The organism is Streptomyces sp. P17, assembly GCF_032436805.1.
Lineage (GTDB): Bacteria > Actinomycetota > Actinomycetes > Streptomycetales > Streptomycetaceae > Streptomyces.
Genome location: NZ_JAVRBF010000005.1, coordinates 155,354 through 181,475, shown reverse-complemented (window position 1 = coordinate 181,475; position 26,122 = coordinate 155,354). Strand labels below are relative to the sequence as shown.

25 protein-coding genes and 2 pseudogenes are annotated in these 26,122 nt (G+C 70.0%); 10 read left to right on the top strand and 17 right to left on the bottom strand.

What is annotated here, in order from left to right:
- Positions 1-60 precede the first annotated feature (60 nt).
- From RMT89_RS05135 to RMT89_RS05120, 4 genes are all read right to left on the bottom strand, one after another.
- On the bottom strand, positions 61-1,503 hold the full coding sequence (locus tag RMT89_RS05135) for a GH1 family beta-glucosidase (protein ID WP_315882698.1): 1,443 nt from the start codon (positions 1,501-1,503) through the stop codon (positions 61-63).
- Between the two features lie 44 nt (positions 1,504-1,547).
- On the bottom strand, positions 1,548-2,468 hold the full coding sequence (locus RMT89_RS05130; protein ID WP_315882697.1) for a carbohydrate ABC transporter permease: 921 nt from the start codon (positions 2,466-2,468) through the stop codon (positions 1,548-1,550).
- A 13-nt stretch (positions 2,469-2,481) separates the two neighbouring features.
- Complete coding sequence (locus RMT89_RS05125) at positions 2,482-3,459, bottom strand: sugar ABC transporter permease (protein WP_315882696.1); 978 nt, start codon at positions 3,457-3,459, stop codon at positions 2,482-2,484.
- 90 nt (positions 3,460-3,549) lie between these two features.
- Positions 3,550-4,860 carry an ABC transporter substrate-binding protein gene (locus tag RMT89_RS05120; RefSeq protein WP_315882695.1) on the bottom strand — a complete coding sequence of 437 codons (1,311 nt, stop codon included), beginning with the start codon at positions 4,858-4,860 and terminating at the stop codon, positions 3,550-3,552.
- A 302-nt stretch (positions 4,861-5,162) separates the two neighbouring features.
- On the opposite strand from RMT89_RS05120, the gene RMT89_RS05115 reads away from it, so the two are divergent.
- The 3 genes from RMT89_RS05115 (at position 5,163) to RMT89_RS05105 (ending at position 7,555) form a co-directional block, all read left to right on the top strand.
- The gene (locus RMT89_RS05115) at positions 5,163-6,179 is read left to right on the top strand and encodes a LacI family DNA-binding transcriptional regulator (RefSeq protein ID WP_315882694.1); all 1,017 of its coding nucleotides are present in this window, start codon (positions 5,163-5,165) and stop codon (positions 6,177-6,179) included.
- 304 nt (positions 6,180-6,483) lie between these two features.
- On the top strand, positions 6,484-6,957 hold the full coding sequence (locus RMT89_RS05110; protein ID WP_315882693.1) for a GNAT family N-acetyltransferase: 474 nt from the start codon (positions 6,484-6,486) through the stop codon (positions 6,955-6,957).
- A 259-nt stretch (positions 6,958-7,216) separates the two neighbouring features.
- Positions 7,217-7,555, top strand: coding sequence for a hypothetical protein (locus RMT89_RS05105; RefSeq protein WP_315882692.1), 339 nt, complete (start codon positions 7,217-7,219; stop codon positions 7,553-7,555).
- Between the two features lie 129 nt (positions 7,556-7,684).
- Here the strand turns inward: RMT89_RS05105 and RMT89_RS05100 are convergent, their stop codons facing one another.
- The 3 genes from RMT89_RS05100 to RMT89_RS05090 all read right to left on the bottom strand — a co-directional run bounded on the left by RMT89_RS05100 (position 7,685) and on the right by RMT89_RS05090 (position 10,457).
- Positions 7,685-8,227 (bottom strand): GNAT family N-acetyltransferase, encoded by a 543-nt coding sequence (locus RMT89_RS05100; RefSeq protein WP_315882703.1) that lies wholly within the window; start codon positions 8,225-8,227, stop codon positions 7,685-7,687.
- 122 nt (positions 8,228-8,349) lie between these two features.
- Positions 8,350-9,195 (bottom strand): transferase, encoded by an 846-nt coding sequence (locus RMT89_RS05095; RefSeq protein WP_315882691.1) that lies wholly within the window; start codon positions 9,193-9,195, stop codon positions 8,350-8,352.
- Positions 9,192-10,457 (bottom strand): glycosyltransferase family 4 protein, encoded by a 1,266-nt coding sequence (locus tag RMT89_RS05090; RefSeq protein WP_315882690.1) that lies wholly within the window; start codon positions 10,455-10,457, stop codon positions 9,192-9,194. The genes RMT89_RS05095 and RMT89_RS05090 overlap by 4 nt, the downstream gene beginning before the upstream one ends.
- Before the next feature lie 533 nt (positions 10,458-10,990).
- Here RMT89_RS05090 and RMT89_RS05085 point away from each other — a divergent pair.
- The 3 genes from RMT89_RS05085 to RMT89_RS05075 all read left to right on the top strand — a co-directional run bounded on the left by RMT89_RS05085 (position 10,991) and on the right by RMT89_RS05075 (position 15,208).
- A complete protein-coding gene (locus tag RMT89_RS05085; protein WP_315882689.1) occupies positions 10,991-11,404 on the top strand; it encodes a hypothetical protein in 414 nt (137 codons plus the stop codon).
- A gap of 172 nt (positions 11,405-11,576) precedes the next feature.
- Entirely contained in the window at positions 11,577-13,640 is a 2,064-nt protein-coding gene (locus tag RMT89_RS05080; RefSeq protein ID WP_315882688.1) for a DUF4139 domain-containing protein, read from the top strand.
- An 8-nt stretch (positions 13,641-13,648) separates the two neighbouring features.
- The gene (locus RMT89_RS05075) at positions 13,649-15,208 is read left to right on the top strand and encodes a mucoidy inhibitor MuiA family protein (protein WP_315882687.1); all 1,560 of its coding nucleotides are present in this window, start codon (positions 13,649-13,651) and stop codon (positions 15,206-15,208) included.
- 49 nt (positions 15,209-15,257) lie between these two features.
- Here the strand turns inward: RMT89_RS05075 and RMT89_RS05070 are convergent, their stop codons facing one another.
- The 5 genes from RMT89_RS05070 to RMT89_RS05050 all read right to left on the bottom strand — a co-directional run bounded on the left by RMT89_RS05070 (position 15,258) and on the right by RMT89_RS05050 (position 20,586).
- Positions 15,258-15,908, bottom strand: a complete 651-nt coding sequence (locus RMT89_RS05070) for a DUF4360 domain-containing protein (RefSeq protein ID WP_315882686.1) — start codon at positions 15,906-15,908, stop codon at positions 15,258-15,260.
- A 238-nt stretch (positions 15,909-16,146) separates the two neighbouring features.
- Entirely contained in the window at positions 16,147-17,067 is a 921-nt protein-coding gene (locus tag RMT89_RS05065; RefSeq protein WP_315882685.1) for a squalene/phytoene synthase family protein, read from the bottom strand.
- Between the two features lie 126 nt (positions 17,068-17,193).
- Positions 17,194-18,024: a dienelactone hydrolase family protein gene (locus RMT89_RS05060; protein ID WP_315882684.1), complete on the bottom strand. Its 831-nt coding sequence runs from the start codon at positions 18,022-18,024 to the stop codon at positions 17,194-17,196.
- 205 nt (positions 18,025-18,229) lie between these two features.
- Positions 18,230-19,252, bottom strand: a complete 1,023-nt coding sequence (locus RMT89_RS05055; RefSeq protein ID WP_315882683.1) for a hemolysin family protein — start codon at positions 19,250-19,252, stop codon at positions 18,230-18,232.
- Complete coding sequence (locus RMT89_RS05050; protein WP_315882682.1) at positions 19,249-20,586, bottom strand: hemolysin family protein; 1,338 nt, start codon at positions 20,584-20,586, stop codon at positions 19,249-19,251. The genes RMT89_RS05055 and RMT89_RS05050 overlap by 4 nt, the downstream gene beginning before the upstream one ends.
- Positions 20,587-20,784: 198 nt before the next feature.
- On the opposite strand from RMT89_RS05050, the pseudogene RMT89_RS05045 reads away from it, so the two are divergent.
- Positions 20,785-20,889, top strand: a pseudogene (locus RMT89_RS05045) (TerB family tellurite resistance protein); the annotation flags it as partial.
- 44 nt (positions 20,890-20,933) lie between these two features.
- Here the strand turns inward: RMT89_RS05045 and RMT89_RS05040 are convergent.
- Together RMT89_RS05040 and RMT89_RS05035 are read right to left on the bottom strand one after the other, a co-directional pair.
- Positions 20,934-21,866: a M56 family metallopeptidase gene (locus RMT89_RS05040; protein WP_315882681.1), complete on the bottom strand. Its 933-nt coding sequence runs from the start codon at positions 21,864-21,866 to the stop codon at positions 20,934-20,936.
- A gap of 6 nt (positions 21,867-21,872) precedes the next feature.
- Positions 21,873-22,259 carry a BlaI/MecI/CopY family transcriptional regulator gene (locus RMT89_RS05035; RefSeq protein ID WP_315882680.1) on the bottom strand — a complete coding sequence of 129 codons (387 nt, stop codon included), beginning with the start codon at positions 22,257-22,259 and terminating at the stop codon, positions 21,873-21,875.
- Positions 22,260-22,419: 160 nt separating this feature from the next.
- On the opposite strand from RMT89_RS05035, the gene RMT89_RS05030 reads away from it, so the two are divergent.
- On the top strand, positions 22,420-22,995 hold the full coding sequence (locus tag RMT89_RS05030) for a TerD family protein (protein WP_315882679.1): 576 nt from the start codon (positions 22,420-22,422) through the stop codon (positions 22,993-22,995).
- A 16-nt stretch (positions 22,996-23,011) separates the two neighbouring features.
- Complete coding sequence (locus RMT89_RS05025) at positions 23,012-23,185, top strand: twin-arginine translocase TatA/TatE family subunit (RefSeq protein WP_315882678.1); 174 nt, start codon at positions 23,012-23,014, stop codon at positions 23,183-23,185.
- Positions 23,186-23,257: 72 nt separating this feature from the next.
- On the opposite strand, the gene RMT89_RS05020 is transcribed toward RMT89_RS05025, so the two are convergent.
- A complete protein-coding gene (locus RMT89_RS05020) occupies positions 23,258-23,569 on the bottom strand; it encodes a hypothetical protein (protein WP_315882677.1) in 312 nt (103 codons plus the stop codon).
- Positions 23,570-23,622: 53 nt separating this feature from the next.
- The gene (locus tag RMT89_RS05015) at positions 23,623-23,991 is read right to left on the bottom strand and encodes a sulfotransferase (RefSeq protein ID WP_315882676.1); all 369 of its coding nucleotides are present in this window, start codon (positions 23,989-23,991) and stop codon (positions 23,623-23,625) included.
- Positions 23,992-24,043: 52 nt separating this feature from the next.
- Here RMT89_RS05015 and RMT89_RS05010 point away from each other — a divergent pair.
- A pseudogene (locus tag RMT89_RS05010) lies at positions 24,044-24,316 on the top strand (SARP family transcriptional regulator); the annotation flags it as partial.
- Positions 24,317-24,381: 65 nt separating this feature from the next.
- Here the strand turns inward: RMT89_RS05010 and RMT89_RS05005 are convergent.
- Complete coding sequence (locus RMT89_RS05005; protein WP_315882675.1) at positions 24,382-25,926, bottom strand: fused MFS/spermidine synthase; 1,545 nt, start codon at positions 25,924-25,926, stop codon at positions 24,382-24,384.
- Between the last annotated feature and the right edge of the window lie 196 nt (positions 25,927-26,122).

The window sequence follows — 26,122 nt, the reverse complement described above, 5'->3', positions numbered from 1 at the left end:
CCCGGGCCGGGGTGCGGCACCCGTGCGAGGCAGGCGATGAGGTGCCGCACCGGGTCGGGGTCAGGCGCCGGGCAGGACGCCGGTGCGGGCCACCTGGGCGTACCAGCGGGCGCTGGCCTTGGGGATGCGCCGCCCGGTCGGGTAGTCCACGTACACAGCGCCGAAGCGCTTGCTGTATCCGTGTGCCCACTCGAAGTTGTCCAGCAGTGACCACAGGAAGTACCCGCGTACGTCGGAGCCGTCGCGCAGGGCGTCGTGCACGGCGGCCAGGTGGTCGCGTACATAGGCGATCCGGGCCGGGTCGTTGACGTTGCCCTCGGGGTCGGCGTAGTCGTCGAACGCCGCGCCGTTCTCGGTGATGACCAGCGGCAGCTGCGGGAAGTCGGACGAGAGCCGGCGCAGCAGCTCGTACAGACCGCTCGGGTCGATGGCCCAGCCCATGGCGGTGGTCTCGCCCGGGGACTGGTGGAAGGCGACGTCGTCGGCGCCCGGCCACGGGCTGAACTCGCTTCTGCCATGCCCGTCGGAGGTGTGGGTGCCGGTGCCGTCGGCCCGTGAGACGAGGGTGGGCGAGTAGTAGTTGACGCCGAGGAAGTCCAGCGGCTGGTGGGCCGTCTCCAGGTCGTCGTCGCGCACGAAGGACCAGTCGGTCAGGGTGGCGGTGTCCTTGAACAGGTCTTCCGGGTAGGCGCCGCGCAGCATCGGGCCGGTGAAGACCCGGTTGGCCAGCGCGTCGATGCGGCGGGCGGCGTCGATGTCGGCCTCGGCCGCGGTGAGGGGGCGTACGTGGTGGATGTTGAGGGTGACCGAGATCTGGGCGTCGGCACGGACGCGCTCGCGCACCGCCTGTACGGCCAGGCCGTGGCCGAGGTTGAGGTGGTGGGCGGCGCGCAGCGCGGCGACCGGGTCGGTGCGGCCGGGGGCGTGCACTCCGGAGCCGTAGCCGAGGAAGGCGCTGCACCAGGGTTCGTTGAGGGTGGTCCAGGTACGCACTCGGTCGCCGAGGGCGTCGGCGGCCAGCGCCGCGTACTCGGCGAACCGCTCCGCGGTGGCGCGTTCGGGCCAGCCGCCCGCGTCCTCCAGTTCCTGGGGCAGGTCCCAGTGGTAGAGGGTGGCGACGGGCTGGATGCCCTTGTCGAGCAGGTCGTCGACGAGACGCCGGTAGAAGTCGAGTCCCTTCTGCACGGCGGGTCCGCGGCCGGTGGGCTGGATGCGTGGCCAGGCGAGGGAGAAGCGGTAGGCGCCGACGCCGAGTTCGGCCATGAGGGCGACGTCCTCGCGCCAGCGGTGGTAGTGGTCGGTGGCGATGTCACCGGTGTCGCCGTTGCGGACCCGGCCCGGGGTGCGGGCGTAAGTGTCCCAGATGGACGGGGTGCGGCCGTCCTCGCCGGCGGCCCCCTCGATCTGGTAGGAGGCGGTCGCGGTGCCCCAGAGGAAGCCCTTCGGGAAGGTACGGGAGGCGTCCGGGGCGGACGCGGTCTGCTGTTGTGCTGCGGTGACCACGTATGTCCTTTCGAATGAAGTGGGGTGAAGTGGGAAGGGGAGGGTCAGCCCTTCACCGCGCCCGCCATGATGCCGCTGACGATCTGCCGGCCGAAGACGATGAACATCGCCAGCAGCGGGAGCGTGCCGAGGAGCGCGCCCGCCATGATCAGGGACTGGTCGCGGATGTATCCGGCGCTGAGCTGGGTGAGGGCGACGGGGACGGTCGGGTTGGTCATGTCGAGCACCACGAACGGCCAGAAGAAGTCGTTCCAGGCGTGCACGAACGTGATCATGAAGAGGACCGCCATCGCGGGACGCGCGACGGGCAGTACGATGCTCCAGAAGATCCGCAGCGAGTGCGCGCCGTCCACGCGCGCCGCCTCGACCAGCTCGTCGGGCAGCGCCTCTAACAGGTACTGCCGCATGAAGAACACGCCGACCGCGCTCACCAGCGTAGGGAAGATGACGGCGGGCAGCTCCTGCGACCAGCCCAGCTCGGACATCATCATGAACAGCGGTACGACGCCCAGTTGCGGCGGCACCATCATGGTGCCGATCACCAGCATGAGCAGGATGTTGCGGCCCTTGAACCGCAGCTTGGCGAAGGCGAATCCGGCGAGCGTCGCGAAGAACACCGTGGACAGCGCGATGACTCCGGCCACGATCAGACTGTTGATCATGGCCTTGCCCATCGCCGCCTCGTCCCAGGCGCGGGCGAGGTTGCTGAACAGGTTCGGGCCGGGCAGGAACGGTGGCGGTGTCTGGCTGACGCGGGTGTTGTCGGTGGAGGCCGCCACCATCGTCCAGTACAGCGGAAAGATCGACAGCAGCGCCATCACGGCGAGCAGGATGTAGGAGAGCGGGCCCGCGTGGTGCTGGCGTCCGGCGCGCTGGCCCAGCAACCGGCGGCCACCGCGTGCGGTCTTCTCGGCGGGGGTCCGGGCCGGGGCGTCCGTCCGGACCGGGAGGCTTTCTGTGGTCATTGGCGACTCCTGGTCAGGACGTACGGTTGCGAAGGCGTGTGATCAGGCGCTGCGCCACGAAGACGACGATGAGGACCAGGAACATCGCCCAGGCGATGGTCGCCGAGCGGCCCATCTGGTAGTTCCGCCAGCCCTCCTCGTACAGCAGCAGACCCAGCGTCTGGTACTGGTTGTCCGCACCGCCGGTCACACCGTTGGGGCCCTGGCCGAAGATCAGTGGCTCGCCGAACAGCTGGGTCGCGCCGATCGTGGACAGCACGATGGTGAAGACGATGGTGGAGCGGATCCCCGGCACCGTGACATGGGTGAACTGCTTCCACCGCGAGGCGCCGTCGATGGCGGCGGCCTCGTACCGTTCGGCGGGGATGGCCTGCATCGCGGCCAGGTAGAGCAGCGCGTTGTAGCCGGTCCAGCGCCAGATGACGATGGTGGAGATCGCGACCTGGGCGGGCCACTTGTCGGCCTCCCAGTCCACCGGGTCCAGATGGACCACTCCGAGCGCCCAGTTGATCATCCCGAAGTCGCGTTCGAAGAGCATCGTGAACACCAGGGCGGCGGCGCCGACCGAGGTGGCGTAGGGCACGAGCGAGGCGACGCGGAAGAACAGCGAGCCGCGCATCTTGTAGTTGAGCAGATGCGCCAGGCCGAGCGCCATCAGCAGCTGCGGCACGGTGGAGATGACACCGATCGTGATCGTGTTCTGGAGCGCGTTCCAGAACCTTGAGTCGCCCCAGAGTTCGACGTAGTTGTCGAACGCCACCCACTCCATGACGTCGAGGGTGGCCAGTTCCACCCGGTGCAGGGAGATCCAGGAGGTGTAGATCAGGGGGTAGAAGCTGAACGCGGCGAAGATGACGAAGAACGGCGCGACGAAAGCGTAGGGCGCGCCCTTGACGTCCAGCCGGTGAAGCAGTGCGCTGCGCCGCCGGTTGGTGCCGTTGCCGCCCGGTTCGGCGAGATCCGCCCGGGCGCTGGTGGTGGAGGTCGCCACCGGAGTTCCTTCCTGAGAGCAGACAGGGAAGCCGGGGCCCGGGGCCCGCCGACGGTGCGGGCGGGCCCGGGCGGCCGGAGGGGCGGCGGGTCAGCCGACCGCCTTCTCGATGCGCTCCGCGGTGGTGTCCCACGCCTTGTCGCGCGAGGTGCCCTGCTCGATCAGGGCCAGGCCCTGGGAGAAGGTGTCCTTGATCGTGCCGTCCTTGCGGCCCAGCACCTGCTTGTCCGGGATCTCCTGAGCGGCGGCGCCGAAGATCTCACCGATCGGGGCCTTGCTGAAGTACTCCGAGGTGGCGTCCTTCACATCGGCACTCTCCAGTGCTTCTTGCGAGGACGGGATGTTGCCGATCTTCTTGAAGATGTGGGCCTGCTGCTCCGGCGCGGTCAGCCAGGCGACGAGCTTCTTGGCCTCCTCCTTCACCGGGCTCTTCTCCACCACACCGAGGAAGGAGCCTCCCCAGTTGGCGCCCTTGGGCGCCCGGGCCACGTCCCACTTGCCCTTGTTCGCCTCGCCGGCCTTCTCGCTGATGTGGCTGAGCATCCAGGCGGGGCATACGGCCGTGGCGAACGTGCCGTTGGCCAGGCCCGGGTCCCAACCCGGCTGGAACTGGCGGAGCTTGGCGGTCAGCCCGTCCTCGGCCGCGTCGGCGGCGAGGTTCCAGGCCTCCTCGACGGCCGGGTTCTTGTCGTAGATCAGCTCGCCCTGCTCGTTGTAGTACTGCTCCGACTGGCCGTAGACCATGGCGTTGAACAGGCCGCTGGCCGCGTCCATGTACGCCACCTTGTCGCCTTTGAAGTCCTTCTTGAACGTGTTGCCGACCTCGACGTACTTCGCCCAGTCGCCCTCCCACAGCTTGCCGACCTCCTCACGGTCGGTGGGCAGGCCCGCCTGCTCGAAGTAGTCCTTGCGGTAGCAGACGGCCATCGGGCCGATGTCGGTGCCCAGGCCCAGCACCTTGCCGTCCGCGGTGGTGATCTGGGACTGCTTCCACGGCAGGAAGTGGTCGGTGCCGGTCACGTCGGAGAAGTCCGCGAACTTGTCGGCCTGGGTGTCGGTGATTTCCTTGGCCCTACCAATTTCTATGCCCTGGATGTCCTTCAGGCCGTTGCCCGCGGCGAGCTTGGTCTGGAGGGCGGTGTAGTAGGTCTGCTCGTCACCGGCGACCTCGGCCTGGATGTCGACGCCGGGGTTCTCCTTCTCGTACTGCTCGATGAGGCCCGTTTCCTTGATGCCCATCACACCGAACATGCCCATGGTGATGACGGTCTTGCCGTCCTTCTTGCCACCGCCCGTCACGGAGTCGTCACTGCCTCCGCAGCCGACGACGAGCGCGAGCGCACCGGCGGACGCGACGACCGCGAGCGCCGTGGTGCGCGAGGACCTTCGAACGATTGCCATGTTTTCTTCCTCCAAGCGACGGCGCCGGCGCACCGGAGCGGCGGGTTCCGCGACGACGGGGTGGGCGTTTTGTCGGTGGGCACGTTCCCATCAAGAGGTGGGAACGTGCCCACCAGTGGATGGAAGACTCGTGGCAGGGATCGGCTATGTCAATAACTTGAAAACAATTCGTCACCGGAAGCCCGGTCCGGTGTTCGGTTCGTGATCGCGGCAGGGGTGCTGACCCGGGCACCGCGTCTGCCACAATTGCCGCTGGTCACGTCCGCGGCCGAGGCCGCCGCGGCTGCTGCCGGGAGGAGCACATGACAGGGAACCGCCGTCCCACGATCAAGACGGTCGCCGCCCGTGCAGGGGTGGGGCGAACGACGGTGTCCCGCGTGATCAACGGCTCGGAACTCGTCAGTGCCGACGCGCGGGCCAGGGTCCTGGCCGCGATCAAGGAACTGGACTACGTCCCCAACTCCGTCGCCCGCGGACTGGTCACCAACCGCACCAACGCGGTGGCACTGGTGATCCCCGAGTCGGAGAGCCGGCTCGGCTCGGAGCCCTTCTTCGCCGCCCTCATCCGCGGCGTGAGCGGCGCGCTCTCCGAGACCGGCACCCAGCTCCAGCTGATGCTCGTCCGCGACCAGTCCGAACGGGACCAGCTGACCGCGTCGGTGGCGACCCGCCGGGTCGACGGGGTGCTGCTGGTCTCGGTCCACGCCCACGACCAACTGCCCGGCATGCTGGAGGAGATGGGGCTGCCCACGGTCCTGGCGGGGCGCCGCGACGAGAACGAGCGGCTGAGCTACGTCACCTCCGACAACGCCGGGGGCGCCGCCGCCGCCGTCCGGTACCTGCTGGGCAGCGGCCGGCGCCGCATCGCCACCATCACCGGCGCGCTCGACATGGACGTGGGCCGCAGCCGGCTCGCCGGCTGGCGCGCCGCCCATGAGGAGGCGGGGGTCCCGGCCGACGAACGACTGGTCGAGGTGGGCGACTTCACGGAAGAGGGCGGGCGCCGGGCAATGCGTTCGCTTCTTGAACGTGCGCCGGAGCTGGACGCCGTCTTCGCCGCGTCCGACCTGATGGCCGTCAGCGCCCTGAGCGAACTGCGCCGCCAGAAACGGCAGGTGCCGGGCGATGTCGCCGTCGTCGGCTTCGAGGACTCCGTCCTCGCCCGCCACACCAACCCGCCGCTCACCACGGTCCGTCAACCGGTCGAGGAACTGGGCCGGACCATGGCCGGGATCCTGCTGGACGAGATCACCGAAGCCGCCCCGGCCGGGCGGCAGTTGACGCTGCCGACGGAGCTGGTGGTGCGCGAGTCGTCGTAGGACGTATCGCGAGCAGATCCTGCGGCTTTGGGAGCGATGGGGTTCGGGACGTGTTGGCCCGGCTGGTCGGCTGGTGCAGCAGCGTGCGGCAGTCCAGGCGCAGGTGCACCGGCGTGACCAGGAGCCGACCGACGAAGACCAGGCGTTGCTTGGGTCCGGCACAACAGCCCGCCCGCGGTCCTCGCCCGGCCGCTCACGCAAGGCCGGCTCACGGGCGGCCTGAGGCCGCACGGGACCAGGCTTCCTGCGTCGCCACTTGCCCCACCCGTGCGGACCTTCGTCGGCAACGGCCAAGGCGCCTGCCATGATCGTCATCATGGGGATACACATCGCACCGGCCGCGGTGGCCGACTTCCACCAGGTCCTGGCTGATCACCCCCGTTACTGGGGCGAACGCGACCTTCGGTCGCTGCACCTTCTGGCCCTGGTGCAGGAGTTCGGTTCCACCTGCCTGGTGGCCCGGGCCGACGACGGAATCCGCGGGTACATCTTCGGGTTCGTCACCCCGGACGGCACCGGGTACGTGCATCTGATCGCCACGCGGGACGACGCCCGTGGCACCGGTCTCGGACGTCGTCTGTACACGGCGTTCGCTGAAGCAGCGGAGCGTCACGGTGCACGGCAGTTGAAGGCGATCACGTCCATCGAGAACACCGGCTCGATCGCCTTCCATCGCAGCCTCGGCTTCGACACGAAGATCGTCGACGACTACAACGGCCCCGGCCGGGCCATGGCCGTCTTCCACCGAAATCTGCCGCTCAACGTCTCGCGGCCCTGACCCACCAACCGTCACCGGTCATTGCTCCCCAGGTCGTCAGTCATGGGATGATCTCGGTTCGTGACACGGGATCGTCCGGCGGCTGATATCCCGGGCCACTCCGTCCGAGCAGGGTGCCATCGGCCCCTGACAGACCCGCCTTCATGTCACCAGAGTCCTCAGTGCGCTGGTCAGGCGCCACCTCGGAGCTTCTGCCACCGGTGTCTCGGCGGATTGCTCATGATGCCGTGAACATTTCTGACCGGAATGCCGACTGTCTGTGTGTCGGCTGCCTGCCCGTACCCAAGCCGTCTTCGCCGGCCTGATCGCCATCGGTTTGGCCTGGGCCGTCTTCGCCGCCTGGGTGCTGAGCAGGCGCCGGCCGTTGTTCGCCCGGGACCGGGTGCTGTCGGGCTGGATCGCACTTGCGGCGACCGTGGCAACGGCGGTGGCCGGGTTGACACTGGCCGCAGTCCGGGGCAGCGCCGCCGACCTGGTGGCCACCGCCGCCGGCGGCGTCGTCCTCACCGCCGCCGCGGTGCTCGCCCTGGTACGGGCGCGGCGCCGACACCATGAACTGCTGCGACTGCGGGAGGCCTTGCAGCAAGACGCCCGCTGAACAACCGAATTCACCCGAGCCGAGATCGCTCAGTGCGACATCAATCGCCTCAAGAGACATCGAGCCGTGGCCACCAGCTACCGCCAGGTTCGTCGTCCGCGACCAGGCCACAGTCCTTCGTTGCCGCCATCAACGAGGGACTGTGCCGTACTGGTCCGACGACAACTCGAACACCCGTACTCGCCGACCGCGGGTGGGATTGACGGTCTCACGAACCGGATGCATCCCCAGTTTGGTCATGATCCGTTCGGAGGCGTCGTTGCCCACTTGAGTGATGCTGACGATCCGCTTCAGCCCTCGCTCCTCGAATCCGAACCGTACAGCGGCCACAGCGGCCTCGGTGGCCAAGCCCTGCCCCCAGTGGGACCGTCCCAGCCGCCAGCCGACCTCAACCGCCGGCAGCACCTCCGGCAAGAAGTGGGGCACCGAAAGGCCGGTGAACCCGGCCAGCTCGCCAGTGGACCGGATCTCCACGGCGAACAGGCCGAAGCCCTGTGCCTCCCACTCACTCTCCCACCCCTGGACGCCGTCGCGAGTCTGCTGTTCGTCACGGACGCTGCCGTCACGGATCCACCGCATGACCTCGGGGTCGGCATGGATGGCAGCCATGGGCGCGATGTCTTCCTCGCGCCAGCGACGCAGGATCAAACGGGGAGTCTCAAGCGTGACCATCCCATCATTCTGGATCATGAAATGGTCTCTTCGCCATCCTCACCCGGCGCCTTCGTCGCTCGCCCTGGTACGGCGGTTGGCTCCCTCGGCAGCCCTCGGCCGAGCGCCGGCATCCGGCGTGGTCACTCGGTAGGTGTCACCTCCACGGAGAGGTCGTTGTCGACCGTGTAGTAGGGACGCACGGTGACACCGCCGACCCTGGCCGACGGATAGACGAAGATCTCCTTGCGGTCCGCGACATCGTCGAACAGACGGCTGACACGGACGAGGAGCGAGCCCTCGGCGGGTCCCGTCCGCACGCTGATGTCCCAGACGCGGTTTCCGGTGGTATCGACAGCGATCAACTCTTCGAAGTCCACGGTGAAGGCGAATCCCCGGCCGGAGCTCGCGGCCTGCGGCTCCTGGGTCCGTACCACGCCGTCGGCACCCCTCGCACGCAGTCGTACGACGGCTCCCGCGGAGAGAGTGGCGCCATGCAACCGCGCCTTGACCGTCATCGACCGGTCCGTCACCTCAATGCCCTCGACCTCGGCTTGGGCGGTGCGCAGCCATGTCCGTACCGCGAGATAGCCGTCCTTGGTGGTGTACGGAACCCGCACGGCCACCGGCGACGGCCAGTCGCGGGTGTGTCCGTCGACCAGGGCTCGCAGGTCCCGCAGCCCGGGACGCAGCCGCTGTCGCGGCGCTCCTGGTTCGGGAAGCAGGTACACGTCCCACCGTCCCTCGGCGAGAGGGGGCTGCGCCTCCAGGACTGCGCGCCGGCCACCGTCGTCCACCGCTTCGAGGGGGAGGGCGCGAAGGATTTCCCCGGGCTGTCCCTTCTTGGAGCGCAACCGCAGCAGCAGCTGAGCCGACGGGGAATCCGATGCCTCAAGTGGGGGAAGGCCGAAGGTGATTCGGCCGTCCGCTTCGGCCGTGCAGTGGACACGGAGCTGCGTGTCTTGTGTCGTACCGTGTTCCCGGTTCATCGCTGTCCCCTCCGTACCGCGCGCAGCACACTGCCGGCCGCGGCATGGGCGGCGTCTCGCGCGGCGAAGCCCCGGCTGATCAGGGCGCGATGCATCCGGTCGCGTTCCGGTGCGACCGGCCGCCCGTCCCTTCTCGCCGATATCGCCTCGCCGATCAGGCGTTCGGCCTGCTCCACGACGGGGGCCGGGGCGAAGCGTTGCGCGTTCTCCATGGCCGTACGGCCCATCCGGCGGCGCCGCTCGTCGTCACCGACGAGTTCCAGCAGAGCGTCGGCGAGCGCTTCACGGTCCCCGACCGGCACCAGCCGGCCGTCGACCCCGTCCTTGATGATCTCGCCCGGTCCGTGCGGGCAGTCGGTGCTGACCACGGGGAGTCCACAGCGCATCGCCTCGACGATGGTCATGCCGAACGGCTCGAAATTGGACGCGGCCGCCCCGATCGATCCCTTGACCCACTCCGCCTCCATCGGGGCGGCCGCACCCATCAGGAAGACGTTGTCGCACAGGCCGAGGCTCTGGATGAGCTGCCGCAGCCGGGCCTGCTCCTCCCCCTTTCCGTAGATCCGCAGTTGCCAGTCCGGGTGTTCGGCGGCTACCCGGGCGAACGCCTCGACGAGCAGGTCGTAACGTTTCACCGGAACCAGCCGACCAGCCGCGACGACCACCTTCGCGCGGCCGTCGGCGGCAGGCAGCACCGGATCGGGGACGCTGTTGGGCAGCGCCTCCACCCTGACGCCGGGCAACCGCATCTTGCGCCGGTAGGCGTCGGCGTCCGCCTCCGTGACTGTGGTGAGCACGTCGAGCTGCCGGTAGGCCTGGCGCAACGCCGTGCGCAGCGACGGTGAGTGGTTGTCGAGGGTGAGGTGCTCCTGCCCGACGCGGACTACGTGACGCGGGGCCTGGAACGCCAGGTGCACGTTGAGCCCGGGGCGAGTGCCGATGAGCACGTCGGCGTCGGTTGCCTCCAGGCACTCACCGATCCGCTGATCGGTCAACTCGCTGTACTGCTGGTAACGGTATTCGGCGGCCGGGAACACTCGCGCAGGTCTCAGATGCTGCGGATGGTCCTTCTCCTTGCGCAGATCGACCAGCGGTCGTAGCGAAACCCTCGGGTCCAGGGCGAAATTCGGGCGTTCCCGATGCCGTAACACCGAGACGATCTCCACATCGTGCCGCCCGGCCAGCGCCTGGGCCAGATTGAAGGTCGTGGTGATCGTGCCCCCGATGCCGTAGGCATTGTGGATCAGGAAAGAGATCTTCATGGCGGACTAGACCTCTCCAACCTCCCATCAGTTGCCTGCCGTTATGGCTTTGTTCTCTTTCCGATCACCGGCAGGCCGGACATCCGGTCGTGCGGGACAGAGCCGTCGCGGCGCCCTCCGCAGAGAGGTCGAGAGGGCGCGGACGGTCTGGGACGACCTCTGCCGTCCTGCCGCTCGCGGTCATCAGGACGGCCGCTGTCGTCGTCCCGCCTGGCAGCGTCGACGACTGCGATCTGTCGGTCGGGGCCGACACTTCCGTCCGCGCCACCCCGGTTGGCGGACTCGCCGCGCGGGAGGCGTCGGGCGGGGATGAGCAAGGGGCAGCGCCCGGCACGGGCCGAGCTTCAGATCATCTCGCCGACCCACAGAACGGTCGCCGCTCGGTTCACCTACGCCTGCCCTGACGGTTGGTCGCCGGACCTTCGGGGCGCGCTGCCTGACAGGTAACGGAAAGTCACAGAACCGCCACACCCCTACTGCGCGACCGCCACCAGCGCGATGATGCCGGTCCGTCACCGTGCTCAAGGGGAACCATGCGCATCCGCACTGCCGCTGCCGCTGCCGCCACCGTCGCGCTCGTCTGCGCGCTCACGGCCTGCTCCGGCAGCACCGACCAGCCCAGCTCCGAACCGGAAACCACCGCGAGTGAGGTCTCTCAGAAGGAGAAGGACGACGCTCTCGCCGCCGCCGGCATCCCACCCGCACCGACCGGCGCCGACCGCCAGGCCCTCCTCGACACCCTGGCATCTGCAGCCCCGGACGTCGTGCGGTACGAGGACGAGGCGATCGACGCGGCCCGCAATCAGTGCTCGGCGATCAACGGTGGCGCGGGCATGCTCGACTATCTCGCCGCGCAGCGGTTCACGTACAAGGACGTGACGACCACGGAAGAGCAGGCCGCGAAGATCAACGAGGCGTTGCAGTCCTCGGGCTTCTGCAAGCTCTGACGAACGAGCCGGTGATCACGATTCCGGGGCTCGACGGCGCCGCCGAGCAGGCACACCGGCGCCACGACGATGCCCGGCATCGGCCCAAGTGGGCAGGCCGGGGGAGACTTTCAGGCGTGCCCGCCGCGGGCGCTAGGCTTCGCCGGGCACGGACATGACGGGGGCGGAACGTATGAAGTCCGAGGAGACACCGCGGTGGGCGTCGGCCCTCGATGCGGTCGCGGTGTATGCGCAGGGTGCGCTGTGCAGTCGGCTGGCGCGGGGCTCCGTGCCGCCGCAGGGGCGAGTGCGGGTCACGGGACTGCCTCGCTCGATGGACCCGGGTTCCCTGCGTGCTCGCGTGGTCGGCGACAGCGGTGTGCGTGTCACCGAGGTGCGGGTGGAAGTGGACGCCGAGCCGTCCGGCACCGACTCCTCCGACCAGTTGCGGCAGGAAGTGGAGCGGCTGCGCGATGCGTATGACGCGGTGCGAGAGCGCCGCGACCGCCTTCTCGCTCGCATCAAGGAGATCGCGGAACTGCGCCCGGTTCCACCACCGCGCAAACGTGAGGATCCGCATCGCCGCACCCCCGCCGAAGCGTGGCTGACACTCGCCGGCTTCGTGGAGGAACGGCTGACGACCCTGCACGGCCGCCTCGCCGGGCTGGAGGAGGAGTTCCGGCACGTCGAGCACGAACTCACCGTCGCAGCCGACCGCTTGGCCCGGCGTTCCACCGACACGCCCTCCACCCACGTCGCGACCACAGTCTGCGCCGTCCTGACCCTCGACGGAGCAGGCGAGGTGGAACTGGAGCTGGAGTACGGGGTTCCTGGCGCCGTCTGGGTACCGGCCTACCAACTGGCCTACCGTCAGAGCGCGGACTCGGGCAGCCTGGTGCTGCGCGCCTCGATCGCGCAGCGCACCGGGGAGGACTGGACCGGGGTCCGCATCGCTTTGGCCACCGCCGATCTGCGGCGCCGCACCGATCTGCCGAAGCTGCACTCCCTCCGGATCGGCCGCCGTCAGCCCGTCCCCGCGCCATCCGGCTGGCGGGAGCCCCCTGCGGGCCTGGCCGACCTGTTCACCGGGTACGACGCGGCAGGCCCGCGCCCACAGCCGCGATCCCACGCCGCACCTGTCGCCGTCGCAGCCGCGCCTCCGATCGTCGTCGGCGGCCCCGTCCCGCCTCCACTTCCTGTCCCCCCGACGGCGCCGCCGTACAGCGGAGCGCCCGCGCGGCCCGCCGATCCGGGCAGCGCCCGCATGCCACAGACGGAAGCGGTCGACCACGCAATGCCCGCCTTCGCGCAGGCGCCACCGCAGCAACTCGGCCGTCCCCGGACAGGCGGCGCGCCGGTCCCCGCGCCCGCCGCCATGCCACCGGCCCCCGCCCCGCCGCCACCGGCGCCGGTGACCGGTCCGCCGCGGCCCACCAGCGACGAGCTCGACTACGCCGCTCTCCACCTCAGCGGTCCCGACGAGCCCGCCGGCCGCAGGGGCCGTCTGTTCCCCGACGCGCCGTTCGACCCGGTGACGGTCGAACACCGCCGTCGCGCCGAAGCGGTGGCGTCGCTGGCGCTGCCCGGGCATGCCGTCCGGCCCCGTGAGTCGGCGGGCTCCTTCGACCATCGTTACGACGCCGTCGCCCGCGCGGACATCCCCTCGGACGGCATCTGGCACACCGTCACCATCGGCGAGATCCCTGTCGGCCTGCGTACCGAGTACCTGTGCGTCCCGTCCCTGGAGCAGCGGGTGTACGGGACGCTCGTGCTCTCCAACGCCACCGACCAGGCGCTGCTGGCCGGCCCGGTGGAGGTCACCGTCGACGACGACTTCCTGCTGACCGCCGCGCTGCCCACGCTCGCACCCGGCGGCATCCGCCGGATGGGGCTCGGGCCCGCGGAGGGCGTCCAGGTCACCCGGCGCACGCACCTCAACGAGTCGACGGCGGGCCTGCGCAACAACATCACCGTGCTGGACCACCGCGTACAGGTGGATCTGGCCAACCGGCTCGCCCGGCCCGTCTGCGTCCAGGTCCGAGAACAAGTGCCGGTCACCTCCGATCCGGACGTGCGGATCGACGAACGGGCCGACTGGACGGTGCCCGACGACGGCGCGGGCCCCGATGACCACACCCCGGGCACCCGCGTGTGGCGGGTCAACCTGTCCCCCGGAGGCACAGCCGCCCTGCACGGCGGCTACGAAATCCGTATACCGGCCGCGAAGGCCCTGGTCGGCGGCAACCGCAGGAGCTGACACCCACCATGCCCACGGATCCGGAACTGATCCCCGCCCCTGTCACCGCGGTCACCTGCCTGGAAGACCGCGCCCAGGCCGAACGCACCCTCGCCCTCGACCTGCGAGCCGGCGTGCAACGGCTGCGCCTCGGACCAGTCAGTGCGCTGGCCGTCGACCGCACGCTGCACGCCGAGCTGACCGCCGACCATCGGACAAGCGTCCTCGACGCCAGAATCGTCCGCGCCTGGACACCGCGCGGGCCGCTGCCGACCGCCGACGACTCGGCTCTGCGCCTGCGCGTACACGCTGTGGAAGAGGAGCGGCTCACGCTGGAACAGCGAACCGACCGGCTGCGCGCCCGCCTCGACCTGCTGGGCCGGCTCGCCACCGACCTCCTGCGCGAGATCGGCGAAGGCGCCGGTACGGGCGAGACGGACATGACTCGCTGGACCGAGGAACTCGACCGCGTGGACGACGAACGCGACGCGTACGGCGAGCAGTTGCGCGCCGCGCAGGCCCGGCTGGCGGTCCTGGCCACCGAACTCCAGGAGACCGAACACGCCATCCTGCTGTCCGAGCAGCAACCCGCCGAGCTGCTCGGCCATGTGGAGCTGACCGTGCGGTCCGCAGCCGCGGGACAGGCACGGCTACGGCTGACCCACCTCGTCCCCTGTGCGCTGTGGCGCCCTGCCTACCGAGCTGTGCTCGACGAGGACACCGTGACTCTGCAGACGGACGCCATGGTCTGGCAGCGCACCGGCGAGGACTGGTCCGACGTCACCCTGACGCTGTCGACGGCCCGCTCGGCCTCGGCGAACGAGCCGCCGCGCCTCACCGAGGACCGCCTGACGCTGACCGACCGCTCCCCCGCCGAGCGGCGCACGGTCGAGGTGGAGGTGCGCGAACAGGAGATCGCCGACCTCGGCCCGGCCCCCGTGCTCGGCCTGCCCGGCGTGGACGACGGCGGTGAAACCAGGGTGCTGCGCGCTCCCGTACCCGTCTCGGTCCCGGCCGACGGACGCGCCCACCGCATTCCGCTCTCCTCCGTCGCGACGCCCGCCGGCAGCGAGTACGCCTGCTCCCCCGAACTGTCCCCGCTGGTGACCCAGGTGGTGCGGTTCGACAATTCCTCCGGCCACGCGCTGCTCGCCGGTCCTGTGGACCTGGTGCGCGGCAGCGGTTTCAGCGGCCGCGGAACACTGGATTTCACCGTCCCCGGCGGGCCGGTCGAGCTCGCTTTCGGCAGCCACGACGACTACCGCGTGCTGCGGTACGCCGAGGAGTCCCGCGACACCACGACCATGACCCAGCGGACCACCGTCACCCACACGGTACGCCTGCACCTGTCCCGCTTCTCCGCTCCGGGAGCGGAGGGCGATCAGGCCGTCGTGCTGCGGGAACGGATACCGGTCTCCGAAGTCTCGGCAGTCGACGTACGGCTGCGCGAGCAGGAGTGTTCCCCTCTCCCCGACGCGGTCGACGACGAAGGCATCGCCCGCTGGGACATCGCCCTACCACCTGGCGGCCGCCGCACGGTCACCCTCGTGTACGAACTCTCCGCAAGCGACAAGGTCAGCGGGCTTTGAGGACGACGGCCCCGGGTCAGGGCCGCCCGCTCGGCGGGCGGCCCCTCACTCACCTACCAGGGCACTCCTTCCAGGCCACGTGGTAAACGGTGCTGATGTCGCCGTCGGTCGAGTCCATCGTCATGAAGCTGACCTTGTCCGGCGAGGACGTGCCCGCGTTGACGCGGATCTCCGTGTTGATGTTGAAGTTGCGCTGGACCCCGCAGGGTGCCCAGACGAGTTGCGCCCAATCGGTGACGTCCGTGGCCTGCCAGTTGTCGTTGTAGGCGCCGGCGAAGGGGTGGTTGATGAACGCCGTCTGCGACGATCCCTGGAAGTAGTACGAGGCCCGCTGGACGGCGCTGGCGCCCGGCTGGAGTGAGGCGAAGCCCCGGTAGTCGGCGCTGGCGATGGCGTACGTGAAGCCCTGTGGGACGTGGACGATCAGGTTCAGCTGGCAGTTCTTGCGGAAGGCCGTGGGGGCCGAGTTGCCCCCGGCCTGGGCAAGGTAGTCGCTGTAGGTCACGGTGAAGGCGGTGTTGTCCTCGGAGACGGCGACGGCTGCGGTGCCCGCTGGGCAGCCCGAGCCGTTCACGGTGGCGACCTTGATGACGATCTTGTCCGGGGGCGGGTCGACGAACCCGGTGGACGGGTTGTGCGCGGGCAGCACGGCGGCGGTGAGAACGGCAGCAGCGCCGCTCAGGAACAGCCCACCTGTCATGGTCTCTCCCCTTGGCTCGGATCGGTGGGGGGTGAATGCGCCGGGCTCTCCCCAGTTTGATCGTGTGGACAACCAATGAAGTTTCTGTGAAGAGCCGGGGCGAGTGCATCGTAGGAAGCCACCTGGGACGCGCCCAGGGTGAACTCCGGCCATTCACCCCGGCCGGTTCACACCGCGACCAAGGGCCTACATGACGTCGAGGGCCCTGCAAGTCAGCCTGGCCGACGGTGCCCAGTGCCTACCGCGTCCGCCGTGCGGCACGGTACTGACGCGCCAACACCCCCAGCAGGGCGGGCAGTGCCGGTCGAGCGCCTCCGTCAGCCAGGCCGCCGCCCTTCCGGCGGACTGCGCGGAGCCGGAGTTCCTGTACCTGCACCATGGCGGTGATGAAGGGGCGCGTATGCGGTGGCACCAGATTCACCAGTGGCCGACTCGCGGTCAGCCGCGCATGCGCCAGTTCCGCCTGCTCACGGACCAGTTGCTCAAGCCCCGCACGGACTGCTCCCGTGGGCGCCCGAAGGCCCTCGACGGACAGTCCGTGACGCTCCAACTCCTCGACCGGGAGACCGACATGGCCCTGCGTCGCGTCCTCAGCCACATCATCGAGGAAGTCGACGCGCTGCATCGCCTCAATGAGGTCACGGCAGCGGCTCTCGAACGCGGCGGCTTCCGCACTGTTCTCCTGCTCCAGCAGACACGCCACGAGCATGAAGGCGGGCAGGGAGTACCCATCGACATAGACCTGAAGTTCGTCCTCAGTGCCGAACCCGGCGTAGTCCACCTCGTGTCGCGCTCCCTGCAGGAATGCCTCAACCCGCCGCTTCAGCCGCGGATGACGCATGGCCGCGTCCCCGAGGGCGCTCAGAGTCGCATCGGTGGCGGGCTCGCCGTCGACTGCCTTCAGTGCGGCGGTCCCCCACTCTTCCAGCGCTTTCCTGCGGGCATCGCTTGTGCCGGTGTCGATGCGCTGGTCCGTCTCGTGCATGAAGGCGGTCGCGGCGATCACCGCGGGGTGCAGGCGCGTCGGCAGGAGGAGTCGGACCGCCACATACTCCTCGACCTTGAATCGCCGGATGAGTACACGCTGTTGACCGTACGCCGCCGTCAAGTCCGGCTCGGTGATGCCAGCCTGACGGAGTGTATGGATCCACCTGGGCATGTCGTGTTCCTTGCCATGGGGCTGTTACCGAGACACGAGCGTACGCGCAGCGTCCTCGGCGGCCCGGGACCGGACGGACTGGACGGCTGGCGCTGTTCGTCACCGCGGCCGAGCGGTCACGAACTCCTATGCAGGATCGGGAAGTTGGAGCAGTCGGGCGCGGAAGTGGTCAAGGACCTGGTCGAGCGCCTGGCGGGTGGGCTGGCCGGGTTCGTCGATCAGATGCTCCGTGAGAACCGAGTGCGGGGAAAGCCGCCCGTCGGGGTTCGCCGCCGTGTCGTCGAGTTCGATCCCGACGAACGCCTTGCCGAGCTTTTCCCGTAGCAGTGCGAAGCGTTCGGCGGGGGCGATCCGGTCGCCGCGGAAGCGTAGGCCGAGCACGGTCAGGCCCGCTTCGCAGCGCTGCTGGACGGTGCGCAGGTCACTCGGGGAGATGTCGAGGGAGCGGCGCTTTCTCGCGGTGACGGCGAGCGGGAGGGAGGGCTGGCAGAGCACGGGCGCGAGGAGGCGTTCGTCGGTGGCCATGGCGAGGGCGTAGCCGCCGGTGAAGCACATGCCGAGCGCGCCGACGCCCGGGCCGCCGCACCGCTCGTGCTCGCGGACCGCGAGTGCCCGCAGCCACGTGACCACGGGTGAGGTGCGGCCCGCCGCGAGCATGGTGAACTCGCGACTCACGCAGATGTGGGCGGCAGCGCGCAGGCCTGTCATCGCCGCTCCGGTCCGCCCATGGGTCTTCGGATCGGGATCACGTCCGGCGACGCCGAACAGGTCCGGCAGAACCACCGTGCAGCCTATGTCGCGGACCCGCCGCGCGAACTGGGCGACCTTGGGAGTGATGCCCGGAATCTCCGCCATGACGATCACGGCCGGGCCGGTCCCGGAGCGCAGCACGACATGCGACCGGCCCTCGTGTGTGAACGGCTCCCGGGCGAAATCCGTCAGCGTGTCGTCGGCCACGCGTCCTCCTGGCTTCAGGGCGGTGCTGAATCCTGACAACGGATCAGGAGCCTACTCGCAAGTAGCCACGACCGCACCAGTCAGTCACGTGCACGCGATCGCGCTCTTCCCGGGGAACGGAATGGGCCCGCGGTACCCGGCACCTCTCGTGCATGTATTCGAGGGCTGGATGCTCGCACAGGCCCCGCCCCCGGCGGTCCGGCGCTCATGCTGCGGCGGGTGCCGGGCCCACCAGCTCGGAGAGGACGTCCTCCATCGTGACGAAGCCGAGGACGGCGCCGGTCTCGCCGGTGACTGCGGCAAGGTGGCTGCCGTCGGCACGCAGGGCGGTGAGGGTGTCGTCCAGCGGGGTGTCGATACGGACCCGGGTGACCGGGTGCAGGGCACCGCTCGGGAAGGGCCGGTCGCGGTCGGTGACGCCGAGGGTGTCCTTGATGTGCAGGTAGCCCAGCAGAGTGCCGTTCGGTCCGGTGACCGGGAAGCGGGAGTAGCCCGCGGCGGCGGCTGTCCGTTCGAGTTCGGCCGGGGTGACGGTGTGGTCGACGGTGCGCATCTGCTGCGAGGGGACGAGGATTTCGCCGACCGGTCGGGTGCCCAGCTCCAGTGCGTCGCGCAGCCGTTCGCCGTCGGCGGGCGAGAGCAGGCCTGCCGCACTGGAGTCGACGACCATACGGGCGAGCTGGTCGTCGGTGAAGACCGACTCCACCTCGTCCTTCGGCTCGACCCGCAGCAGCTTCAGCAGGGCGTTGGCGAAGGCGTTGATCCCGAACACGACCGGCCGCAGGGCACGGGTGAGGGCCACCAGCGGCGGGCCCAGCAGCAGCGCGGTGGGAACCGGTGCCGCGAGGGCGATGTTCTTCGGGACCATCTCGCCGATCAGCATGTGCAGGTATGTCGCCACGGTCAGCGCGATGACGAACGCGATCGGGTACACCAGGCCGTGCGGAATGCGGGCTGCCTCGAAGCCGGGTTCCAGCAGGTGCGCGATGGCCGGTTCGGCAACGGCGCCCAGCGCCAGCGAGGAGACGGTGATGCCGAGTTGGGCGGTGGCCATCATCGCGGAGAGGTGTTCCAGGGCCCACATGGTCATCCGGGCGCGGGTGTTGCCCTCCTTCGCGCGCGGCTCGATCTGGCTGCGGCGTACGGAGATCAGCGCGAACTCGGCGCCGACGAAGAAGGCGTTGGTCAGCAGGGTGAGGGCGGCGATGGTGAGCTGCAGGACGGTCATCGGAACTCCTCCCCCGCCGGGGCCGGCACTCGGGCCGGTTCGGTGATGAGGACGCGGTCGGCGCGGTGGTGATCGACGTCGAGGACGTCGAGGCGCCAGCCGTCGTCCAGGTCCAGGACGTCGCCCTTGGCGGGGATGCGCCCGAGGCGGGTGGCGACGAGGCCTGCCACGGTCTCGAACGGGCCCTCGGGTGCGGTGAGTCCTATCGCGGTGAGCTGGTCGATGCGTACGGAGCCGTCCGCCTCCCATGCCGCGTGGCCGTCCGCGGCCGGCTGGGCGGGCAGCAGGTCGGGCACTTCGAGGGGGTCGTGCTCGTCGCGGACCTCGCCGACGACCTCCTCGACGATGTCCTCCATCGTCGCTACGCCGGCCGTGCCACCGTACTCGTCGATGATCACGGCCATGGTGCGGGTGGAGCGCAGACGCTCCAGCAGCCGGTCGGCGGTGAGGCTGTCGGGAACGCGGAGGGGCGGGGTGGCAAGCTCGGTGACGGGGGTGTCCGCGCGCTTCTCCGGGGCCAGGGCGAGTACGTCACGGATGTGGACGGTGCCGATGACCTCGTCCAGGCTGTCGCGGTAGACGGGGAAGCGGGACAGGCCGGTGGCGTGGGTGAGGTTCGCGGCGTCGGCAGCCGTGGCGTGCGCTTCGAGGGCCTTGACGTCGACGCGCGGGGTCATCACGTTCTCCGCGGTCAGCTCGCCGAGGTGGAGGGTCCGTACGAAGAGTTCGGCGGAGTCCGCTTCCAGCGTTCCCTCGGCGGCAGAGTGCTCCGCGAGCGCGACCAGTTCCTCGGGGCTGCGGGCGGAGGCCAGTTCCTCGGCGGGCTCCAGACCGAAGCGGCGGACGGCACGGTTCGCGGTGTTGTTCAGGTGCCGGATGAAGGGGCCGAAGGCGGCCGTGAAGCCGCGCTGCGGGCCGGCGACCACCTTGGCGACGGCCAGCGGACGGGAGATCGCCCAGTTCTTGGGGACCAGCTCGCCGACCACCATCAGCGCCACGGTGGACACGGCCACGCCCAGGACGGTCGCGACGGTGGATGCGGCGCCGCCGAGGCCGATCGCCTCCAGCGGGCCGCGCAGCAGCGCCGCGAGCGACGGCTCGGCGAGCATGCCGATCACCAGCGAGGTGACGGTGATGCCGAGTTGGGCGCCGGAGAGCTGGACGGTCAGTCGGCGTACGGCCTTCAGCGCGCCCTCGGCGCCGCGCTCGCCCGCCTCGGCGGCACGCTCCAGGTCACCGCGCTCGACCGTGGTCAGGGAGAACTCGGCCGCGACGAACAGCGCGCAGGCCAGTGTGAGGAGGAAGGCCAGCAGGAGCAGCAGGACCTCGGTCACCGTGCCACCCCCGTTCCCTCAGGTCTGTGGCCTGGGCAGGGCTTGGCACGGCTGGTACTGGGAGGCTCACCCATTGCGGGACTCTGGCTCCTTTTCGGTACGTCGGGTGGATGTAAGCCGCTCTATGGTTCTACTCGATTGTAGAGAACGTACGGGCCCTCCCCGATGTTCCGCGCTTCCGCGACGCGAGCATGGCGGATCGTGATCGCAGGCGCCGACTGCGACTTCAAGCCGACCGAGCAGGCCGTGGCCCGCGAGGCGTGCTGCGCTCTGGACCTGCCGCCGCACGAGTTCGACCCGTGAGCACTCCCTGCACGCGGCGACGCCGCTCTGACCCCGGTCCTGGGTCAGAGCGGCGTCGCCGCGTACAGGATGAGGGCCATCGTCACCGCCGAGTTGGCGGACGACAGTGCGGACACGGCCGTTCCCGCGGCCGCCGTCCACGCGGCCACGCCCACCGCGGTGAACACCGAGGGCCAGGTACGTGTCGCGGGAGCGGGTCCCAGCAGGGCCGCCACCCGACGCGGCACCGGTCCGGGCGAGGCGAAGCCCGCGAGTGCGGGGACCGGCGTACCGCGGGAGACCAGTGCCGCCCTGCCGATCGCGCGCGCCACGCTCCGGCGGTCGCCGAGGGCGCGGGCCGCCTCCTCGTCCGCCCACCGCTCGGTCGTGCAGGCAACCGCCGTACGCAATGGCCGCAGGAAGGGATTGGCACGCGCCGCGAGTTGCGCGATCAGGAGGAAGCGGTGGTGACGGGCGGCGAGGTGGGCCCGTTCGTGAGCGAACAGGGCGCGCCGCTCGGCGGGTTGGAGACCGGCCAGCAGGGCCGTGGTGACGACGATCCGGTCGCGGGCGCCTCCGGGCAGGGCGTACGCGTACGGCACGCCGTCGGGCAGCACCGCGACCTCCGTGGCGGGCAGCCCGGCGAGGGCCTGGTGGGCGCGGCGGCGTACCCGGCCGTGCCGCCACAGCGTCCGGCCGCACATCAGAGCCACGGCGAGCAGGGCTGGAATGGCCGCCCTGCCCGCCACCTCGTCGTACGGGACGGCCTCGCGCACTTCCGGGTCCGACCAGCCGTCCGGCAGCGGGTTGCCGGGCAGTTGCGCGGTGCCGACCACCATCAGCAGCCCCAGGCACACCGTGCTGCACAGCGCCATCACCCCGGCGACACCCGTCAGCAGGCGGGTCGCGACGCGCGGATGCAGACGGTGCTCGGCCAGCCGCGCGATCGGCCAGGCCGTGAGGGGGAGTACCAGCGGCAGGAAGACGAACACCCCCATGAGGCCTCAGCCTTCCCCTTCGTCCTTCGGCTGACCCAGCAGGTCACGCAGGAGCCGCTCGTCTTCGGGGTCGAGGGCGGTGACGAAGCTGGCCAGTACCGCCTCGCGGTCCTGCTCGGCGTCCAGTACCTTGCGCATCTTCCGCGCGGCCAGCCCGGCCTCGTCCGAGGCCGGCGTCCACACGAACGACCGGCCGGCACGCTCCCGGGTCACCGCGCCCTTGGCCAGCAACCGGGTCAGGATCGTGATCACCGTCGTATAGGCGAGGTCGCCGCCGAGCCACTCCTGCACCCAGCCCGCGGTCGCCGGTCCGTCCGCCTCTCGCAGGGCCGCGAGGACCTGTACCTCCAGCTCGCCCTGCCCCCGTCGCCGGGGACGCCGGTGATCCGTCACGCCCCGTCTCCCTTCCGCTGCCGCGCACTTCACGGGCGGTCCATCGTAAGGACACCGGGTGCCACCCGAAGACCTCCCACTCCGGATCACACCGTCCGCCTTTTCTACAATGCTGTAGATTCTGCTGGGACGGAACCGGTATCTCAACCAGGAGGAAACAGTGGGTGTTTCTCTGTCCAAGGGCGGCAACGTCTCGCTCAGCAAGGAGGCGCCGGGTCTGACCGCGGTACTGGTCGGCCTGGGCTGGGACGTGCGCACCACGACGGGCACCGACTACGACCTGGACGCTTCGGCCCTGCTGCTCGACGCGGCCGGCAAGGTCCTGTCCGATCGGCACTTCGTCTTCTACAACAACCTCACCAGCCCGGACGGCTCCGTCGAGCACACCGGCGACAACCTCACCGGTGAGGGCGAAGGCGACGACGAGGTCGTCAAGGTGAACCTCGCGGGCGTGCCCGCCGAAGTCGACCGGATCGTCTTCCCGGTCTCCATCCACGACGCCGAGAACCGCGGCCAGAGCTTCGGCCAGGTCCGGGGCGCCTTCATCCGCGTGGTCAACCAGGCAGGCGGCGCCGAGATCGCCCGCTACGACCTGTCCGAGGACGCGGCCACCGAGACCGCGATGGTCTTCGGCGAGCTCTACCGCAACGGCGCGGAGTGGAAGTTCCGTGCGGTCGGCCAGGGCTACGCCTCCGGGCTGGCCGGGATCGCCTCCGACTTCGGCGTCAACGTCTGACGCGGCGGGAAGCGACATGTTCGGACTCACCGAACTCGCGGTCATTCTCATCGTCGTCATCGCCGTGCTCGCCGCCAAGAAAGGGCCCGAGCTGGCTCGTTCCGCGGGCAAGGCGGCGCGCATCCTCAAGGCGGAGAGCCGGGCGATGAAGGAGGACCGGGAAGCGGACGGGGAGCACCGCCCCGTGTGATCCAGGGCGAGGCCGCCGCCCCCGGCCCCTGACGCGCCGCGGCCGCCGGACACCCTCCAGCACGAACCCGGCTCAGCCCCGCCCGGCCAGCAGGCCCTGGACCGCATCCGCCGCGAGGTCCCGCTCGAAGGCGCACACCTCGACGTACCGCGTACGACTGGTGTCGTGGCGGATGCGTACGGCGGGCACGCCCGCCTCGGCGCACGGGACGATGGCCACGACGCCGTTGCGGGCCAGCACCTCGGCCATCAGGCCGATGCGTTCGACATCCGTGTCGTGGCCGCCCGCCCGGTCGAGCACCTCGACCCGGCGCCGTTCGGCCAGCAGGCGTTGGGCGAGGGCGTAGGCGGCGGTGCGCCGGTCGGCCGCCGAGGGCCCGGTCACCCACACCGTCGCTCCCGGGCACGTACATCGGCACGTCACATCGGTCAGGTCGCTCAACACGGATACCCCCAGGCGCGGGTGATGTCGCGCAGCGCCGCCGGAACGTCTTCCGGTTCCGGCAGTGGTCGCGCTTTCTGGATCTTCCCGGACTTGATGTTCGCGCTCCAGTCGCCGATGAAAGGCACGAACGGGCCGTGATCGCCCTTCTTGTAGTCGAGCATCCGCGCTGTCCAGGGCACACCGAGGAACGCGCAGATCTCCCGGGTGACCGCCTCGGGCCGCTCGGTCAGATCCTCGTAGCGCACGGTGAGACCGGGCAGTGCGGCGCGGGCCGCCTCGACCGCTTCGACGTACATACGCACTTCGCGTACGGTCGCGTCCGGATCGCGATCGGGGCGGTTGTTGATCAGAGAGTTCACCATCGACGCCGGATGGCGCAGCGGGAAGATGTACCGCGCCTTCGGCCAGCCCTCGCCCCTCGTACTGCTCGCCCAGAACCAGGCCGACCAGGCCCGCACCGCCCTCGCCGCGGTGCCCGAACCACCGCCCGACCACATGCAGGAGGCACTGTGGTGCCTGACCGCCCGCGCCGCCGTCCGCCTCGACGAACACAACATCGCCGCACGCGCCGAGACCGCCCTGCGCGATGCCCGCGCAGAACACGCCGGCGCCGCCAGCGGAATGCTGACCCTGGGCCCGGTGGCGCGATACCTGGCAGAGGCGGAGGCGTGCGCCAGAGCGGGCTGAAGCTCATGGGACAGGTCGGGGGCAGCCTGTTCGGATTCGCCGGGAGGGCCTGGACGTGTGTCCCGTCACTGGCCGCTCTGTGGGCTGTAGGGCTGGAGGAGCTGGTCGACGGGTGCGTAGTCGTCGGTGAGGAGTGGGGCGTCACCGATCCAGGAGGTGAGGGCGTCGCCTGTCGCGATCTTCCAGCCGGTCTTCCGGGCGTCCAGCGCTTCCTGGGTCGCGGACAGGTCGACGGGGCGGTTCGAGGCGAGCACGACCAGATTGCCGCCCTGGGGGGTTCCCGTCGGGTCGAGGCCGATATCGGTGGGCTCGCCGACAAGGGCGACGTGCTCGAAGGTCTCGCTGAGGGTGGCTACTTCGGCACGCGCGAAGGCCAGGCCACCGTGATCGATGAGGTTGGCAACGTACAGGCCGTCCTCGTCGAGCACCCGCCGTACGTCCGTCATCGCTTCCACCGTGGTGAGGTGCCACGGCACGCTGACGCCCCCGAAGGCGTCGCCGACGACGAGGTCTTGGCTGCCGGCATCCAGTCGCCGCAGGCCGAGCCGGCCGTCCTCGGTGCGTACGTCGATACCGGCTTGTGGTCTCAGACCGAGTTGTTCGCGGTTGATGCGCACAACCCCGCTGTCGATCTCGGATACGAGGCTGCGCGTCCCGGGCCGCGTGGTCGCGAGGTAACGGGGGAACGTGAGGCCGCCGCCGCCCACGTGGTAGGCAGCAAGTGGCTCACGTTCGGGAAAGGCCGTATCGACGACAGAGGCGATGGCGCGCACGTACGTGAACTTCAGGAAGGTCGGGTCGTCGATGTCGACGTAGGAGTGCCGCAAGCCGTCCAGGACGAGTGTGCGGCCGCTGCCCCGGTCGGGGTCTGCGACGACCCTGGCGCAGTGGTACCTGGTCTCCGTGTCGCAGCCACCGGGCGCGACCATGGTGGCGAGGCCGCCGGCAACGATCACGAGTGTCAGGGCGGGAGTACCGAGCCACCCGCGCGTTCGCCACTCCACCAGCGCTGAGCCGGCCACCAGCAGGATTCCGAGGCCGATCAAAATGCCGCTGACCGGAAACCGCGACAGGAGGACGAAGCCGGTCAGAACGGTGCCGAAGATGGCGCCGATGGTGCCGACGCCGGACAGGCGGCCGACCACCGTTCCGGTCTCGGCGAGGCTGGTGAGGCGCAGCTTGGTCACGATCGGCGTCACCGCGGAAAGCAGCGCGCCCGGCACGAGGATGGTCAGCGACGCGATCAGGAACAGCAGCGCCGGCGCCCACTCGGCCGTCGTGCGCAGCACGACGGGCGTGAGCGCCACCACCGCTCCCGACACCCCCAGGGAGGGGCCAATGAGCCGACGCGGGCTGACCTGGTCGGCAATGCGCCCGCCCAGCCAGGAGCCCGCGGCGATCGCGGTGAGAGCGATACCGATCACCATGGTGCTGGTCTCCAGCGTCAGACCGAGGTAGGGAGCCAGCAGCCGCAAAGAGACGATCTCGACCACCAGGACCGCGGCCGAAGAGGTGAACACCAGTAGGACAGCCGCACGGGAACCCAGGCCGTTGTCGCGAGGCCTGCTCCCGGCGACGGGCGTCGAAGACAATCCGGTCACACACGGCATCCTTCCATACGGCCCATCCACACACAGGAGTTGAGAAAAGCCGCCAGCCGGTCGGCGATGCATGTGTCGGCCAGGCTGTGCAACAGCCTCCGGCTCATGAACCACCTGCACGTGGCCCTGATGCCGCAGGACGCAAAATCGCCGCTTCACCCCTGCTTCCCCGCCGCACCGGACCCAGTCGGCCTTCTCACGACAC

What these genes read in the sequence shown, in the direction of transcription:
- RMT89_RS05100 (WP_315882703.1), bottom strand. Translation starts at nt 8,227, where the DNA reads ATGGTCACGCTTGAGACTCCCCGTTTGATCCTGCGTCGCTGGCGCGAG.
- RMT89_RS05120 (WP_315882695.1), bottom strand. Translation starts at nt 4,860, where the DNA reads ATGGCAATCGTTCGAAGGTCCTCGCGCACCACGGCGCTCGCGGTCGTC.
- RMT89_RS05075 (WP_315882687.1), top strand. Translation starts at nt 13,649, where the DNA reads ATGCCCACGGATCCGGAACTGATCCCCGCCCCTGTCACCGCGGTCACC.
- RMT89_RS05090 (WP_315882690.1), bottom strand. Translation starts at nt 10,457, where the DNA reads ATGAAGATCTCTTTCCTGATCCACAATGCCTACGGCATCGGGGGCACG.
- RMT89_RS05080 (WP_315882688.1), top strand. Translation starts at nt 11,577, where the DNA reads ATGAAGTCCGAGGAGACACCGCGGTGGGCGTCGGCCCTCGATGCGGTC.
- RMT89_RS05130 (WP_315882697.1), bottom strand. Translation starts at nt 2,468, where the DNA reads ATGACCACAGAAAGCCTCCCGGTCCGGACGGACGCCCCGGCCCGGACC.
- RMT89_RS05085 (WP_315882689.1), top strand. Translation starts at nt 10,991, where the DNA reads ATGCGCATCCGCACTGCCGCTGCCGCTGCCGCCACCGTCGCGCTCGTC.
- RMT89_RS05070 (WP_315882686.1), bottom strand. Translation starts at nt 15,908, where the DNA reads ATGACAGGTGGGCTGTTCCTGAGCGGCGCTGCTGCCGTTCTCACCGCC.
- RMT89_RS05015 (WP_315882676.1), bottom strand. Translation starts at nt 23,991, where the DNA reads ATGGTGAACTCTCTGATCAACAACCGCCCCGATCGCGATCCGGACGCG.
- RMT89_RS05005 (WP_315882675.1), bottom strand. Translation starts at nt 25,926, where the DNA reads ATGCCGTGTGTGACCGGATTGTCTTCGACGCCCGTCGCCGGGAGCAGG.
- RMT89_RS05115 (WP_315882694.1), top strand. Translation starts at nt 5,163, where the DNA reads ATGACAGGGAACCGCCGTCCCACGATCAAGACGGTCGCCGCCCGTGCA.
- RMT89_RS05065 (WP_315882685.1), bottom strand. Translation starts at nt 17,067, where the DNA reads ATGCCCAGGTGGATCCATACACTCCGTCAGGCTGGCATCACCGAGCCG.
- RMT89_RS05095 (WP_315882691.1), bottom strand. Translation starts at nt 9,195, where the DNA reads ATGAACCGGGAACACGGTACGACACAAGACACGCAGCTCCGTGTCCAC.
- RMT89_RS05055 (WP_315882683.1), bottom strand. Translation starts at nt 19,252, where the DNA reads ATGACCGTCCTGCAGCTCACCATCGCCGCCCTCACCCTGCTGACCAAC.
- RMT89_RS05025 (WP_315882678.1), top strand. Translation starts at nt 23,012, where the DNA reads ATGTTCGGACTCACCGAACTCGCGGTCATTCTCATCGTCGTCATCGCC.
- RMT89_RS05110 (WP_315882693.1), top strand. Translation starts at nt 6,484, where the DNA reads ATGATCGTCATCATGGGGATACACATCGCACCGGCCGCGGTGGCCGAC.
- RMT89_RS05040 (WP_315882681.1), bottom strand. Translation starts at nt 21,866, where the DNA reads ATGGGGGTGTTCGTCTTCCTGCCGCTGGTACTCCCCCTCACGGCCTGG.